Here is a 15,994-nt window from a genome sequence, read left to right as displayed (position 1 = left end):
CAAAAGATAGAAGCAGAATGACTGCTTCAATGAGAATGGAAATGCCAACGGAAACCTTGAAAAAATATCCTCTATATATTCATTACGCAGGCAATGCCTTACTAGAACTGCCATTACTCAACAAAGGTTCAGCTTTCACAGAGGAAGAAAGAACCCAGTTTAACTTACATGGTTTGATTCCTCATGTGATTGAAAGTATCGAGGAACAAAGTCAACGTTCCTATCAGCAGTATTGTTCTTTCAGTGAAGCAATCAATAAGCATATTTATTTACGAAATATCCAAGACACCAACGAAACACTTTTTTACCACCTGATTGAAAATCATTTAAGTGAAATGATGCCGATTATTTATACCCCAACAGTGGGTGAGGCATGTCAGCGTTTTTCGGATATTTATCGACGTCATCGTGGCGTATTTATTTCATACCCTGATCGTAAATATATTGATGAGATCATCCATAACGTCAATCGTAAGAATGTTAAAGTGATTGTGATAACAGATGGTGAACGTATTCTTGGTTTAGGTGACCAAGGTATTGGTGGTATGGGGATTCCAATCGGAAAATTATCACTTTATACCGCTTGTGGTGGTATTAGCCCTGCATATACTTTGCCAATTACAATAGATGTGGGAACCAATAATCAACAATTACTCAATGATCCAATCTATATGGGATGGTCACAACCACGTGTCAGTGGTGACGAATACTATGAGTTTGTCGATGAAGTCATTGCTGCGGTAAAACGTCGTTGGCCAAAAGCTTTGATTCAGTTTGAAGATTTTGCACAAAAAAATGCCATGCCTTTATTAGAAAAATATCGTGATAAGATTTGTTGCTTTAATGACGATATTCAAGGTACAGCAGCAGTATGTGTAGGAACACTGATTGCGGCAAGCCGTGCGGCAGGCAAACAATTGAAAGATCAAAAAGTGACTTTCTTGGGTGCAGGTTCAGCAGGTTGTGGTATTGCAGAACAGATCATTGCGCAAATGGTGGCGGAAGGTTTAACTGATGCTGAAGCGCGTGCACAAGTATTTATGGTCGATCGTTTTGGTCTCATCACAGAAAATCAGCCAAACCTACTTGACTTCCAGCGTAAGCTTGCGCAAAAGCCTGATGATGTTGCACATTGGGGCAATCCAGAAGAAATTATTTCTCTACTGGATGTCGTTAAAAATGCCAAACCAACGGTATTGATTGGTGTATCAGGTCAACCGGGCTTATTTACAGAAGAAATCATTAAAACCATGGCTGAAAATTGTGAATATCCAATTGTGTTGCCTTTATCGAACCCAACTTCACGTGTAGAAGCTGTGCCTGCTGATATTATCCAATGGACAGAAGGTAAAGCATTAATTGCAACAGGTAGCCCGTTTGCGCCAGTGAATTATCATGGAGAAACCTTTAATATTTCACAATGCAATAACTCTTATATTTTCCCAGGTATTGGTTTAGGTGTTGTGGCTGTTCAAGCAACGCGTGTGACAGACAATATGCTGATGGCATCAAGTTCCGCTTTGGCAGATTGCTCACCGAAGTTAAACGATATCCATGCGGACTTATTACCTGATTTAAACGAATTGCAGAAAGTTTCTAAAATTATTGCATTTAAAGTTGCTCAAGCAGCAATGCAAGATGGTGTTGCGACGGTAATGAGTGATGAGCAATTACTCGAAAGTATTGAACAGAACTTTTGGAAACCAACTTATCGTGATTATAAGCGCGTTCCTTTCTAAGTATTTTCAATTTTTTATAGAAGGGGCAAATTGCCCCTTTTGTAATAGGATAAACGGATAAAATTGGAGATTTAGATTGATTTAAATATCTGTATTTTTCTCATTAAAAGAAGATGAATTTTGAGTATGTCAGTTACAAAAATAAAAATTTTAACAATTTCTGTATGTCTTTCTGTGAGTTTTTATTTACAATAAGCCAACATGTCATTGAATATCAATAACTAAAATGTTGAAAAATATTAATACTTTACTTGAAAGTTTTGGGTTAGGGTTGCAGACAAGGGCTGTCCATGTCCAATTCTCAAATCAAGCCTTAAATGGCAGTGTATTTCTACAGTGCATTCAGGGACAACAATATATTAATCAAGGATTGAAGGCAGAATTACTTTGCCTTTCAACCAATGCACATATTGCTTTAAAACAATTTATAGGTTGTCAGGTCGCTGTTGACCAAGTCACTGACTTTGGGGAACTCTATCGAACCACAGGAATCATTACTGGTGCAAGTCAAGGACAAAGTGACGGTGCATTAAGTATTTACAAGCTCACGCTTGAAGATGCGACCAGTCTTTGGCATAAACGCCGTAATAGTCGCGTTTTCATGAATAAAAGTATTTTGGAAATATCTGAAGTTTTATTCAAGGAATGGCAAACCAAAAGTGCATTATTTGCATCTAGTTTGAGTTTGGATAGTCGTGGTTTAAAAAAACAATATGATGTGCGTCCTTTTGTGATGCAGTCAAACGAAACAGATTACGAATTTTTAACAAGATTATGGCGCAGTGAGGGAATTAACTGGTTGGTTGATGAATCTGAACGCATAGTTCCAGTTTCTGCTACACAAATTCAAACCCAGAAATTAAGATTGATTGATGACAATAGTCAATATGAAGCAATGCCTAGGCGCAGTATACGCTTCCATCGTAGTCATGCAACAGAACGATTTGATACCATTACCAGCTTAATTGCACAACGATCAATCCAATCCACAGCTGTACAAGTGCAACGCTGGCAAGCTGACAATCTCGCACAAGATCAGGGTGATAGTCAACTCAGCAATCATCAGCATAGCGAACAACAAGACAATGAAACGTTGAGTTTAGAACAGGCTTGGACCATTAGCCCAGCGTGGACCAGTGATCTCAAGGGTGAAGATCAAACCACAGCTTCTAGCTCAGCTCAAGTGGATAAACTCAATACTCAACTTTCACAATACCAAGAACTACAAGCCAAATATTTTACCGCAATCAGTTCAGTTCGTGATGCACAAGTTGGTTATTGGTTTGAGTTGAGAGAGCATCCGGAAATTGATCAGCATGAAGGTTCAGATCGCGAGTTTTTGATTCTCGGTAAAACCTTCTACAATCAGAATAACTTACCGAAAGAACTGCAAGATCAACTTTCTAAACTGCTTAATTTAAACTATTGGAATCATTTAATTAAAGATCAGCGTCAAGCCAATGAGCTGTCATTGGTGCGACGCAGAATTCCAGTCGTTCCAGAATACAATCCATTAACACACAGACCTTCTGCATTCCCGCAACGCGCTAAAGTGGTAGGTCCGCAAGGCGAAACAATTTATGTGGACCAATGGGGACGCATTAAAGTTCGTTTCTTGTTTACCCGTAGCGACGATAATAGTCATGATGGTGGTGCAGGTTCCAATGATAACGATACCGACTCAGCATGGGTGGATGTATTAACCTCATGGGCAGGAGAAGGTTACGGTACACGTTTTCATCCTCGGATTGGTGAAATCGTGGTGATTGATTTCTTTGATGGTAATGTAGATCGTCCGTTTGTGATGGGGCGTTTACATGAAGCAGAACGTCATCAAACCATGTTTGATGTCAAAGGTCAGCTTCCTGATACCAAGAAACTCAGTGGTATCCGCTCATCTGAAGTCGGTGGTTCAGGCTTTAACCAACTCCGATTTGATGACACGACTGGGCAAATCAGTGCCCAACTGCAAAGTAGTCACGCAGCCACTCAACTAAACTTGGGAAATTTAAGTCATCCGAAAGATAAAGAAACCAGCAATGGGCGTGGCGAAGGTTTTGAATTAAGAACAGATGCTTATGGGGCGGTACGTGCAGGAAAAGGCATGCTTATCACAACCTATGCCCAAGAAAATGCAATTGCAGATCATTTAGAAGCAGCCCAAGCACAGTCCTTGTTGAATCAAGGGGCTGAAAGTATGAAAGTGCTAAGTGAGATTGCTGTAAAGCAACAAACCGATGCATTGAATGTCATCAATCGTTTGCCTAAGTTCATTCAATCACTTGAGTTAAAAAGTACAGGGCAGGCGCTCAACACAACTTTGAATCTATTTAAAGAAGGGGTGAGTAGTGATCCTTTGAATGCTTTAAAAGATTGTGGTGGATTTATTAAAGACATTGGTGCTTTAGGTGGTAATGCAAAAGGCATTGTAGATGAATTTAATGAATATTTTTCTGATGCAAAAGAAGCGGTTGAAAACTTAAAAGCGTTTATTGAAAATGTTGAAGAACACGGTACAGATATTATTAAAGGCAAGCTGGCAAGCTTAAAAGATAATATTAAATCTAATCCTTTTGAATCCATTAGTAATGTGGGTAAGGTTTTATCCAATGTCGAAATCAAAGATTTTGACATCATGAGTACTTGTGGAACATTCAATAAGGGGAACAAACTTGAAATTAAACCGTTGGAGGCTTTGAGTAGTTTGCAGGGCTTTATGGAGGGTTATACACAAGGTCTGGAAGATAGCAGCGACAACGCCAAACAAGAACAAGGTAAAATTTTCCGTCAAGCATTGATGCTATTGGCTTCGCCAAATGGGATTGCATTAACCACACCAGAAGATATTATTCTTCAAGCTTCCCAAGATATAGCTGAAAGTGCAAATGGTTCGATTAACATGAGCGCTCAGAAGAATATTGTGGGTCATGCACAAGATAAAATTAGTTTGTTTGCCGCACAGAAAGGTTTAAGTGCTTTTGCTGCAAAAGGACCGATAAAAGTACAGGCTCAGGATGATTTGATTGAAATCATTGCGAAGAAAGTCATTAAGTTGATTGCAACTGAAGACAAGATTGAGCTAACCAGTTCTAAAGAGATTGATCTAAAAGCGGGTGGTACTCAGCTGGTGGTTAATGGTAGTGGTGTCTTTATTAAAACTGGTGGAAAGTTTGAGGTGAAATCTGGACAACAGTTGTTTACCAGTGGGGCAACAGTGAATGCGCAGTTGCCGAAAATGCCTGAGAGTGGAATTTTTAGCCGACGTTTTGATTTTAGTAATATTTTTAGTAAAGATGAATTAAAACAGCAGGTCAGATTTAAGTTCGTAAATCATTCACGAAAAACTGAATTTATTGGTGTTTTGGATGAACTTGGACGCACACAACGGTTTTTCAGTGATAGTGCTGACGATGTCGAAGCAATTATTCTTGGGCATGATAGTGAAGATTTAAAAGAATTAATAGTTATAAAGAACGATATTGATGACACTTCAGATCATAGTAGTTGTGAGGGTGAGGGCTGTTGTGGCGCTGCAGATGATCATGATGCAATAGAAGATCAAAATGAATCTTGTAGTGAAGATTTAGAAGCAGATTTTTGTAATTTTGGAAAGTAAGGCTTGATCATGAAAACAATATTTTCTTTCTTATTCATTTTATTATTTGTGACTTGGTGTAATGCAGAAGTTATCAAGGAATTTCCAAAACGGAACATTGATAATGAAGTCGTAAGCTTTAATTATATAGAGTCTGATAAATGTAGCTTTCAGCGTAAAGATATTAAAGAGCCTGTCTCTAAGCTTTTAAAGCAAAATAAGATAGATCTAAATACAGGTCATTGGTTACATATTCCTGATGAGTGTTGGAATATCAAAAGTTCAGATCAAAATATTTTACTTATCTCATTAACAAATAAAAATAAACCTCAGAAATTTTATATTATTGATGACGGTAAGAGTTTAGGTGATGTAATGCTCAACCTAAATGAAGATCTGAGTTTCAATTTTGATAAAAATAAAATGAAATTTTCTACAAATATGAGTGATAAAACAAAAAATAAAGTTCTAATTTTATTTAAACAAATTGATCAAGAATCTAAGGGGGCATTATGAGTTTTGTTTCTCCAGTAAACGGAAAGTCATTTGGTGAGGATAGGCAAGCATATATATATGCAGTATCTCGTCGAGAGTCTTCATCGGATTTGAGTTTATCTGACCTTGTCGATCCTAATTTGACTGCTAGAAAAGTACATAATGGTAAAACTGCAGGTTATGGATTTATTGGTTATTTTCAATTTGGCGAAAGTGCGCTTTATGATTTGGGGTATTTTAAGCCACCATATACTTTTAGTAATGATCCTAATAGCCTTTTTCAGAAATCATTTTCGGTGAATGACTGGAGTGGAAGTTGGACGGGCTTAGATGATGTAACTTCGAAAAGTGTTTTTCTCAAAGATCGAACGGTTCAAATAAAAGCATTTAATAAATGGATCAATACACTCTGCACTCGGCTGAACAATCGAAATGTAAATGAATTTTATGGCGTTCGTATTAATGGGGTTGAAATTACAGAGTCAGGATGCATTGCAGGAGCACACTTAAAAGGTCCTAAATATGTTTTAGAGTTTGTACAGGGTTTAGGTAACCAAGCTGATGCTTTTGGAACAAAAGTGGGTGAATATATATCATTATTTGCTCATTATGATTTAGAAAGCTGTTGTAATCGTAAGATTTATATCAATGTTGTGGACGAACAAGGGAATGCCGTTTCAGGTAAAAAAATTATAGTAGAGTCCGAGTACAAAGAAGGAAAATATTATAGCAAAATTGGAAAGATTTCTAATGATTATAAAACAAGTGAAGAAGGAAAAATTCCTGTAATTGTTAGGCATCCTGGTACTAAAATAAAAATAATTGTTGATGGAAAAGCACTTGAGATTACGCAGCAAAAAGATAAGAAGGAAAGTTATACAATCAAATTAACCAAACAAATATCAGTCCCTGTTGTTTTAGAACAGAATAGTGCTCCTCAACCCAAACCACAGGCGAATAAAACGCCTCAAGAAGTTAGAAATGAGCAAGCTCCAAGTATTTCAGAAGAATCTAAAGCAGTTGAAACGAAAGATGTGAACTTCAATATACAGATTGTTGAAGCTGATACTGGAAAACCAATCTCAAATATGGGCTTTTTTCTTACCTATAAAAATAATATTAAAAAGCATTCTGCAGATGGGAGTGGCATAAAACATAATATTTCAGCAGAAGTCGGTCAAGATATAGAGGTTTCTGTTTCAGGGGATGGAAAATACCAAAAGATTCATCACTTCAAGGTTGAAGAATCACTCTCTAATCAGACAATAAAAGTGAGACTTCCTGTTCATAGCTTTCAGATGATTGTCAAAAAAGATGATCAAGTAGTTCCAAATACCGCTGTAACCATTTTTTATCGAGGGCGGCAAATTTCAAAAAAAACCAATGCTGCAGGTGTAATTAACTTAAAAATGTTAGTTGGTTTTGTATATGGTTTTGGTGTTGGTTCGAATTCATTGGTAAAAGCTCGGGTAATTAATGGAAGTCCGTATAGGATATTTAGAATAAATGAAGGTTTTATCAAGGAATCGAGACGATTAGAATCAGGGCAAAAAGTTCCACAACAAAACCCTGTTACTAATGCGCCGTCCCAAAGTAAGCCTAATCCACCAGCTCCTGCTAAAGTACCCGAAGTTAAACAAGAGCCCCCCAAAGTGTCTCAACAAAATACTCATACAGAGAATGGGGGTAAACCTTTAACAACTGTTTCTAATCAAACACCCGCGACAAGTGATACGACGCGTTATCATATTTACTCTGATGGTAAAATCAAAAGAGAGAATGCGGCTGCAACAGGTTTTGCTGAATATATTTATTATGATAAAAATGGACAATCACATCATATTGGCAAAACTGAATTTATCGTTGCGCCTAAACGTAAAAAAGGTAACGGGGTCGTAGGTGGAAATGTTTATTTGGTAGACCAAAGGACGCTCAAATCCTACAAGAGTCCGGATGGTAAAGTCGGATATTTGTGGGATATTTATTTACCAGGTCGATCAAGATATTATCTTAAGGGAGATGCGTTTGCAGCAGTTATTGGTGCTATGTGCTCTTTAGGATACGGTTATTATCATGGTTCTGGATTTAGTGCTCGAGATGGTCGATCGGTAGGTAGTGATTCACACTTCAACGGGATTAATGGAGATTTTCGCTATCTAGGAATTAATGGTTGCCATAAAGATGGTCCGGTTCTTGTGAGCCACGTCGATAGATTTGACTGGGATGCGAATGTAAGATTTGTAAATGCACTATATCTTTTTGGTTATAAATCATTTGGATCGCAAGTGATGAAGAGAAAAGGTCAGCCAAACAGAACTTTGCCCCATGTCACTTTTACAAATGGTGATCACGATAACCATTTACATTTACAGGGTTATCAACCGAATATTCAGGATATATAAAGGCATCTTATGTACATTAAAAAATTTATCCCATTGTTGATTTTATTTTCACTTGTAGCCTGTCAAAAGGCAGAAAATAAGATGTTAAACTCAGATTCACCAAAGATGAGTGAATCGAAAGTCAATAGTGACCTTTTAACTAATGAATATAAACAAGTTAAATTACCATTAGATTCTAAAGCATTAATGATCAATGATAAATTCATCCAATTAGATAAATATCCAGTTAATCAAAAGGATTTAAAACTATTTTATTCTGGAGAGGATCAAGCTCGAATTTTGATGACTGCGGTTAAAAAAATTGGAAGCAAAGAATATTTATTAGGTTTGATTGCTGTAAATTTTAATAATTATGAAGGTTCCGGACCTGCGCAAGTAATATTTTTATCAGGTGGTGAAAACAACAAGAATAATTATAAAAATACTTTGTTTATAACGATGGGAGGTAAGTTTCCAATCTTGGATCACCAAGTCAAAAGATTTGATGATATAAATGAAAATAAATTGAAAAATTATTGCATCCAATCTTTTGTTATTAATAATGATTTTAGTAAAAATGAAGAAATGAAATGTGTGGGAAATGAACCAAGTATAGAAAAAAAGAATTTTAGATTAAATATTAATCGACCTGGGTATGATGAGTTTTAAAGCTGTGTTTTATTGGCTGTAGATATTTCATGGTATCTATGGGTTGATAGAGAGTAAATATTATTGACAAAATTACTCTTTTAATCAACTTTAAATCATTTCTGTTCGTTATTGATAAAGCTAGGATAGATGAACTTAAACACTTAGATAAAGCTTATTTAGCTCAATAATTAAGCTTTATAAGATATGTAAATTGCATAAATTAATTTAAGGAATAGTCATATTTAACTATTCCTTATATTTATTAAACTTCATTTTTTAAACAAAAATAAGCATCGTGCGTAGATTCTATTGTCATGGTTAAAAAATTATTTTTAGAAAGTACTCCTAATCATTCAAATCCAAATTCTAGAAAAAATCTATCGATATAATCAACAGCAAAAAAGTGAGATGGCAAGTGAAAAAACAGTTTGGTATATTAATGTTTTTAAGTTTATTTTGTATTACAGGTTGTAGTGCAAAATCAGTTGAAAAGGATGCGGTATTAAAATTAAAAGTTGAACCTTGTGGTTTCGATTATGATATAGATAATTATTATTGCAAAGCAGATAAATTAAATTTATATAAGAAAATATTGGGAATAAGGCAGATTTTAATAAAAATTATACGATAATTAAAATAAATGATGGAAAATATTATCGAATAGTTGCACTCAACCAAAAAGATTTAAAGGCTTATCCTTTAAATTATCAAATAGATTATAAGTCTAAATTTGATTATTCGGTGAATAATGATAGCTTGTGTGTTACAGGCGATTTTTATGCATATAGAGATGATTACAGTCATTCAAAGTTGTGTTTTAAGGTGATAAATGGAAGTTTTGTAAAAAAAATATTTCTGAAAATTTACCCAAAATTAATAAAGAAAGCAATTTAAAAAAGATATTAATTCCTAATGCCTCAAATTACTTCTTGAAGTGTTTAAAAAGCAACTCTGAAAGTAAATGTGAGAAGCTAAGTGATTTGGAAAATCATGTATATAGTTTGAACGATGTGAAAAATATGTCGCCAGAAATTTATACGATCTTAAGCCAGAATAAAATTAATCATTTAAATTTGGATGGAGTTAAATTTATACCAGATATAGGAGGTTCACAGTTTGTGATTGGTGAAAAATATCATGACACAGATAATGGATCGACGACTTTATTCTATTTGATTAAAATAAAGCCAAAGATAGAAGTTTATAATCTTGGAGAAAGCTATGCTATTGATGGTAAATATAACTTAAGCTATAAATATTCTGCGGGGAATAATAAAAATATAAAATTAAATTAATCTATAATGTTTATAGTTAATTTCTGGATGAAAAGCAGCTTCATAAAGTTGCTTTTTCATTTAAAATATGGAGAAACTTTCGATTTCGATCATATAAAATTTAAGCTGAAGGCTTTCTATCTTTAATTGCTATAATGAGTGTCTATGAAAAAATTAATCTTAATATTCTTATTGTTATTCAGTATGGGTGGTCTTGCATTTGCTCAACCTAACACTTCCTGTAAAAATGATGATGAAAGCCTTATATGTATTAGAAGCAGTTCAAAGGCTGTCACTAATGAAATGAAAAAAGTGATTCTTAATATTGAGGAATCGACTGATAATCTGAAAAAATTTCAAATATCTCAATCGAAGTGGTTAGCTTATAAAAATGCATACTGTAAAGATTTTATGGGTGAAGAAGCAAGCAATGCTCAAGGCGATGGTGCAACCATAATAATTGAATCATGTTTGCTCGATATTGATAAAGCAAGACTAGATGAACTTAAACGATTAAATAAAGTTTATTTAGCTCAATAAATGAATTTTATAAGATGTATAAACCAAAGAGGTTAGATGTCTTTTGCCTTTTTATTTATGACTGTTATATCTTTTTAAGGGTTTTGTTAACTGGACTTTAATATTAATTTTGGAGTATAAAATGAAAAAAATATTTATTATATTTCTTGTTGTTTTGAATTCGATTTATATGACTAATTCGCTAGCTAAGCCAAATGATAGTGAGGAATCATGTAATACAAATAACATAGTAGCAAATAATTTTAAAAAGACATTCCCAGTGATGTTGCCTATTTCATCAAAGAGTAAATTAAAAAAAGAAAATACGATTTTATTCTCTCAATTTTCTAATAGTTTTTTACAAAAACTTTCAGAAAATCATGGTGATTTTGTGCCATTTGGAGGAGCGATAAGATTACCAGATATTTGTAATAAAACGGTTTTTATTGCTTATTTTACTGATGAAGGAGAGTTGGAAAATTATAGTCTTAATGTATTTAAAGATGGTAAGGGGCATTCAGTAAATTTTGGCACAGGTTCAGAGTTCTGGATTGATAAAAAATATAATATTAAGGTTAAAAGTTATGATGGTAAGTTAGCTAAAATAAATTATTATAAAATTTCTGATGATGGCATTATTATGAAAATTGAAAGTCCTCTGAATTAACATTTAAAAATATTAGATATTACGTTTAAGAATAAATGAAATTTAATTGCTGATGATAAGGAATAGTCATATTTAACTATTCCTTATCTATTTTAATCTTCCAAAATCTCTTCCAATACTTCTTCATTCGGTGCAAAGAAGTACGCACCATCGACAGGAGTCACAAAGTGTAATAAACGGTCATGAATTCCATCGCCTTGAGTACCAAACATATTGACTAACATACGATCAATACGGGTTAAATCTTTGGTATAAGCAATAAAAAATAAGCCTTGCTCACCTTGTCCATCGCCATAAGGAAGAGAGTGACGCAGAATTTCTAATTCCTCACCTTCATTATCTTCGATAACAACACGAGCAATATGGGCATTTTCAGGTTTGTGTTCATCGTCCATCTCAATACTTTCTAATTTAGAACGACCAATCACATTTTCCTGTGCATCTACTTTTAAGCGTTTCCATTTTTCAAGTTCATGGACATAACGCTGCGCAAAAATAAAAGATCCATCTTCGAAAATACCTGAATCTTCACCCAATAAAGCAGTCTCCGCACGATCATCTGGAAATTGAGGATTTTCGGTACCATCAATAAATCCCGTTAGGTCACGACCATCGAGATAACGGAAACATACACGTTCATCTAAAACTTCAACTTGATCTTGAATACCATCAAAAAAGGATTGGCTCAGTGCAAAACAAATGTCCGTGCGTGCAGAAGCAATGTGAATCAGAACATCAGCCGGAACAACAGGCATTTGAAATGCACCTTGAATCGGTTCTAACTGCTTAAACCCTTCAGGCGAAGTATGATAAAGCTTTGACCATAGTTCAGGACCAAAAGCGATTGCAGTTTTAATCTCAGCTTCGGGGTGTTGCGTGATCAGGCGATCACGAGTGCTCAATAAGGCATTGAGACGCTTTTTTAAGCCATCAATAGACAGATTTTTTAAATTTAAAACGATGAAACGCGCATGGTCAGAGGGTAAAGGTAAAATTACAGATTGGGCTGTCATATCGAGATGGCTCCTCAATTTTTATTTATCAATCTAGCTATTGTGCATGAACTGGCAACAGCTGGGTAGTAAAGTCTTATACTTTTTACCAATTAAATTAATCGAAATGTGTCGTTTTAAAACCGCTATAATGCTTTGTTCAAAATATTTTATTTTTTGTTATGTCCTATCAAGTTTGGTTTGCATATATGTTGGCGTGTTGGGTGATTAGTATATCACCTGGTGCTGGCGCTATTGCGTCAATGTCAAGTGGTCTAAATTATGGTTTTCGCCGTGGTTACTGGAATGCTATTGGTTTACAGCTGGCTTTACTGGTACAAATTATAATTGTTGCTGGAGTAGGGGTATTATTTGCCACTACACCGATGGCTTTTCTTGTAGTGAAATGGTTCGGTGTGTGCTATTTACTCTACTTGGCCTATGTGCAATGGACAGCTAAAACACAATCTATAGATATCCCAACTGAACAACCGACTAAATCCATTCCCAAGTTGATTCTATACGGCTTTGTGGTCAATATCAGTAATCCAAAAGCGATCGTATTCTTACTTGCAGTATTGCCGCAATTTTTAGATCTGTCTAAACCACAATGGATTCAATATGTGATTATGGCGATCACGATGATTACGATCGATTTAATTGTGATGGCTGGCTACACAGGGTTGGCTGCAAAAGTCTTGAGATTGCTTAAATCCCCCAAGCAACAAAAGTATATGAATCGTACTTTCGCAGTGTTATTTAGTTGTGCTGCTGGTTTGTTGAGTTTAGTACATCAGTAAAAGTCTCATGGTTTGAGTTATTGAACAATTAAAAATAAATCCAATAGAATATCTGTTAAGCCGAGGGTCATTTGAATTATTTAGAATTTTATCTGTATGCCATCAGTGTAATTATCATGATTGCAACACCAGGACCAGTCATGATTTTGGTGGCAAGTGCAGGCTTAAAAGGCGGTTATCGCAAATCATTACAAACCATCGTCGGAACAAATCTCGCATCTTTGGTACTGATTGCAATTTCCATTTTAATTTTAAAGGGAATGTTGAGTGTTAATGAAACACTTTTCCTGATCATCAAAATCCTTGGATGTCTTTATATTGCTTATTTAGGTTATGGCATTCTCAAAGAGGTGTGGTTTCAGCAAGACCAGCCGTTGACTACTGTACTTTCGCCAGTAGAGGGTGGTTTAACGAAAGGTTTTCTGGTCGGTATTTCAAACCCTAAAGATATTATTTTTTTCTCTTCGTTTTTTCCACAATTTATCCATGTTCATTCAGATCTGAATGTAAGTTTAGTTATCCTTGTGATCACATGGATTATCTTGGATTTCCTCACCTTATCTATAGTTTATTTGTCTTTTAATCAGTTGTCTAAAAGTCGAATTTATCCCAAAATATTAGGGCTTTGCGGTTTAATTTTAGTCACAATCGCGCTTTATGGCTTATATATTTCAGCTCAAAGTCTATTTTAAGTATTGGATGTTCAATGAACCCTATAAGCAATGCTAGGGTTTAATTGAAATCATCCTTTTTTAATTTTCATCGTGCAGAAGATCAGTGTAAACAATAAAGACATGGTCAAAACAATGCTTAGACCTGTTGAAATATTTAATGCTGCACTTGACCATAAGCCTACAGTGACACCAATTTGTGCAATCACAAAAGCACCGATCACCATTTGTTTAGGTGAGTGCGAAATCAAACGTGCAGCTAAAGCAGGAATAACCAGAAGAGCACCCATCAGCAACGAGCCGACCGCACGTAAAGCCAGTACCGTGAACAATGCCAATAACAACATAAAAATTAAACGTTGCCATTTGGCATTGACACCTTCACTGACTGCAATATCAGGATCAATCGCAATTTGAATTTGCGCCTGCCAGTGAGAATACAAAATTGCCAAAGCGCCAATAATAACAGCCGCGAAAACAGCTAAGTCAGACCATTCAATCGTTAGTAAGTCACCGAATAAATAGCTCAATAGTTCTGGGCGTAAAGCAGGTAAGTGCTGGATCAGCAATAAACCTGAACAGAGTAGGGTGGCTGCGCATAAAGCAAGTAAAGCATCATTTGGCAGGCGAGGGTCGTGTAGAACCCACAGCACAGCAACCAAAAGTACTGCGGTAAAAGTAACACCGACCCAGAGCGGCAAACTTAATACTGCTGCCAAAGCCACACCCAGCAAAGTACCATGAGCCATGGTATCTGCAAAGAAAGACATTCTGCGCCATAACATCAAACAGCCCAGTGGTGCAGTTAGAAACACCAACAGTGTGCCCATGATCCAAGCAGGTAAGAGTAATTCTAACCATTCCATCATGGTTTAAGCTTCCGGTTCAGGGTGAATGTGAGGATGTGGACCGTGTTCACAGGTTTTGGCAGAGTCACCATGCGCACAATGATCATGGTGATGTTGATAAAAGGCATGTTGCTTGCCAAAAGTGTCACCAAATAAAGCCTGATACTCAGGATGTTGTTGAATGCTGTCTGGTAAGCCGCTGCAACATATATGCTTGTTTAAACATACAACGCGTTGTGTTCCTTGCATCACCCATTGTAAATCATGAGAGACAATCAAGATGGCACAACCATAACGTTCAGGTAAACTTCGAACATAGCCATATAACTCTGCCTCAGACTGGATATCTAAACCTTGCATAGGCTCATCTAAGACTAAAATATCAGGTTGGCGTAATAATGCCCGTGCTAATAAAACGCGTTGACGTTCGCCACCGGAAAGTTGTTGTACTTTAGAGTTTTCGAGTTTTGCTATGCCTGTATCGCGAATGATTTCTGCTTTAATGGCTTTATCACATTTTTCCAGATCAAGAAGATCTTTTACTCTTAATGGAAGGCTATGGGAGGGGTTGAATTTTTGAGGTACATAGGCGAGTTTCAGTTTTGATGAACTGACAATACTCCCTGAATTGGGTTTTAAAATACCCAACAGTACTTTGATCAATGTGGATTTACCCGCACCATTGGGACCAATAAGCGTGACAATTTCTTGTTTTTGTAGCGAAAAATCTACATTTTTTAAAATGTCACGATCATCAATCTGGACATTGATCTGCTTTAGCTGAACAAGCGGGGTGTTCACGCTTTGCTTGAGCACTGCTGACATATTCCTGAAATCTCAATAATACTATGATGTGCTTTGAACTGGTCGGACTCTGCCAAATGATTCAATTGTTGAATCAAACCTATTGCTGAAGCTTCTTTCACTGTATGGCATTCAGTACAGATCAAAAAAGCAGCTTGATGTCCTTCACGTGGGTGACAGCAAGGGATATAGGCATTAATAGAGGTTAAACGATGAATAAATCCTTTTTCTAAAAGGAAGTCGAGTGTTCTATATACCGTTGGAGGGGCTGCTGGTCGTTCCGCAGCACCTTTCATCTTGGCTAAAAGGTCATATGCACCAACGGGTCCTGATGCATTCAAAATCAACTCCAGTACTTCTTTACGTAAGGGAGTAAGACGCGCGCCTGAGGTTGCACAAAGGTTTTCTGCTTCTGATAAACGCTCTTGTACATTGAGATGATCGTGTACACCATGCAAAGTATCATGGTGTTCGTGTGAACATAAGCTCATATCAGACCTCAAAACTTCTTATTTGAATGAAGAGAATCATAAATATTAACATGAAGCTCTATCAACT

Annotated in this window: 15 protein-coding genes; 11 read left to right on the top strand and 4 right to left on the bottom strand. The window is 35.9% G+C overall.

Features of this window, described 5'->3' with window-relative positions; all coding sequences use genetic code 11:
- Positions 1–41 precede the first annotated feature (41 nt).
- From F938_RS19890 to F938_RS19850, 9 genes are all read left to right on the top strand, one after another.
- Positions 42–1,739 (top strand): NAD-dependent malic enzyme, encoded by a 1,698-nt coding sequence (locus F938_RS19890; RefSeq protein WP_005034606.1) that lies wholly within the window; start codon positions 42–44, stop codon positions 1,737–1,739.
- A 226-nt stretch (positions 1,740–1,965) separates the two neighbouring features.
- Entirely contained in the window at positions 1,966–5,355 is a 3,390-nt protein-coding gene (locus F938_RS19885) for a type VI secretion system Vgr family protein (RefSeq protein ID WP_005034604.1), read from the top strand.
- Positions 5,356–5,364: 9 nt separating this feature from the next.
- Positions 5,365–5,850 (top strand): hypothetical protein, encoded by a 486-nt coding sequence (locus F938_RS19880; RefSeq protein ID WP_005034602.1) that lies wholly within the window; start codon positions 5,365–5,367, stop codon positions 5,848–5,850.
- Entirely contained in the window at positions 5,847–8,231 is a 2,385-nt protein-coding gene (locus F938_RS19875; RefSeq protein ID WP_005034600.1) for a hypothetical protein, read from the top strand. Before F938_RS19880 ends, F938_RS19875 begins: the two co-directional genes overlap by 4 nt.
- 9 nt (positions 8,232–8,240) lie before the next feature.
- The gene (locus tag F938_RS19870) at positions 8,241–8,879 is read left to right on the top strand and encodes a hypothetical protein (RefSeq protein ID WP_005034599.1); all 639 of its coding nucleotides are present in this window, start codon (positions 8,241–8,243) and stop codon (positions 8,877–8,879) included.
- A gap of 397 nt (positions 8,880–9,276) precedes the next feature.
- Positions 9,277–9,492, top strand: a complete 216-nt coding sequence (locus F938_RS19865; RefSeq protein WP_005034596.1) for a hypothetical protein — start codon at positions 9,277–9,279, stop codon at positions 9,490–9,492.
- Between the two features lie 388 nt (positions 9,493–9,880).
- Positions 9,881–10,156 (top strand): hypothetical protein, encoded by a 276-nt coding sequence (locus tag F938_RS19860; RefSeq protein WP_010590819.1) that lies wholly within the window; start codon positions 9,881–9,883, stop codon positions 10,154–10,156.
- Between the two features lie 144 nt (positions 10,157–10,300).
- Positions 10,301–10,675 (top strand): lysozyme inhibitor LprI family protein, encoded by a 375-nt coding sequence (locus tag F938_RS19855; protein WP_005034592.1) that lies wholly within the window; start codon positions 10,301–10,303, stop codon positions 10,673–10,675.
- Positions 10,676–10,796: 121 nt separating this feature from the next.
- Complete coding sequence (locus F938_RS19850) at positions 10,797–11,321, top strand: hypothetical protein (protein ID WP_005034590.1); 525 nt, start codon at positions 10,797–10,799, stop codon at positions 11,319–11,321.
- Between the two features lie 92 nt (positions 11,322–11,413).
- Here the strand turns inward: F938_RS19850 and F938_RS19845 are convergent, their stop codons facing one another.
- Complete coding sequence (locus tag F938_RS19845) at positions 11,414–12,334, bottom strand: Dyp-type peroxidase (protein WP_005034588.1); 921 nt, start codon at positions 12,332–12,334, stop codon at positions 11,414–11,416.
- A gap of 161 nt (positions 12,335–12,495) precedes the next feature.
- On the opposite strand from F938_RS19845, the gene F938_RS19840 reads away from it, so the two are divergent.
- Positions 12,496–13,113, top strand: coding sequence for a LysE family transporter (locus F938_RS19840; RefSeq protein WP_005034586.1), 618 nt, complete (start codon positions 12,496–12,498; stop codon positions 13,111–13,113).
- Positions 13,114–13,184: 71 nt separating this feature from the next.
- Positions 13,185–13,805 (top strand): LysE family translocator, encoded by a 621-nt coding sequence (locus tag F938_RS19835; RefSeq protein ID WP_005034584.1) that lies wholly within the window; start codon positions 13,185–13,187, stop codon positions 13,803–13,805.
- 50 nt (positions 13,806–13,855) lie between these two features.
- On the opposite strand, the gene znuB is transcribed toward F938_RS19835, so the two are convergent.
- The 3 genes from znuB to F938_RS19820 are packed head-to-tail and all read right to left on the bottom strand — an operon-like array spanning position 13,856 to position 15,927.
- Positions 13,856–14,653 carry a zinc ABC transporter permease subunit ZnuB gene (gene znuB, locus F938_RS19830; protein WP_005034582.1) on the bottom strand — a complete coding sequence of 266 codons (798 nt, stop codon included), beginning with the start codon at positions 14,651–14,653 and terminating at the stop codon, positions 13,856–13,858.
- Positions 14,654–14,656: 3 nt separating this feature from the next.
- Positions 14,657–15,457, bottom strand: a complete 801-nt coding sequence (gene znuC / locus F938_RS19825) for a zinc ABC transporter ATP-binding protein ZnuC (protein WP_005034580.1) — start codon at positions 15,455–15,457, stop codon at positions 14,657–14,659.
- Entirely contained in the window at positions 15,430–15,927 is a 498-nt protein-coding gene (locus tag F938_RS19820; protein ID WP_004831994.1) for a transcriptional repressor, read from the bottom strand. Before F938_RS19820 ends, znuC begins: the two co-directional genes overlap by 28 nt.
- Between the last annotated feature and the right edge of the window lie 67 nt (positions 15,928–15,994).

Source organism: Acinetobacter bereziniae LMG 1003 = CIP 70.12, assembly GCF_000368925.1.
GTDB classification, from domain to species: Bacteria; Pseudomonadota; Gammaproteobacteria; order Pseudomonadales; family Moraxellaceae; genus Acinetobacter; species Acinetobacter bereziniae.
The sequence above is the reverse complement of the archived record's forward strand: the minus strand, read 5'-3'. Positions and strand labels throughout refer to the sequence as shown.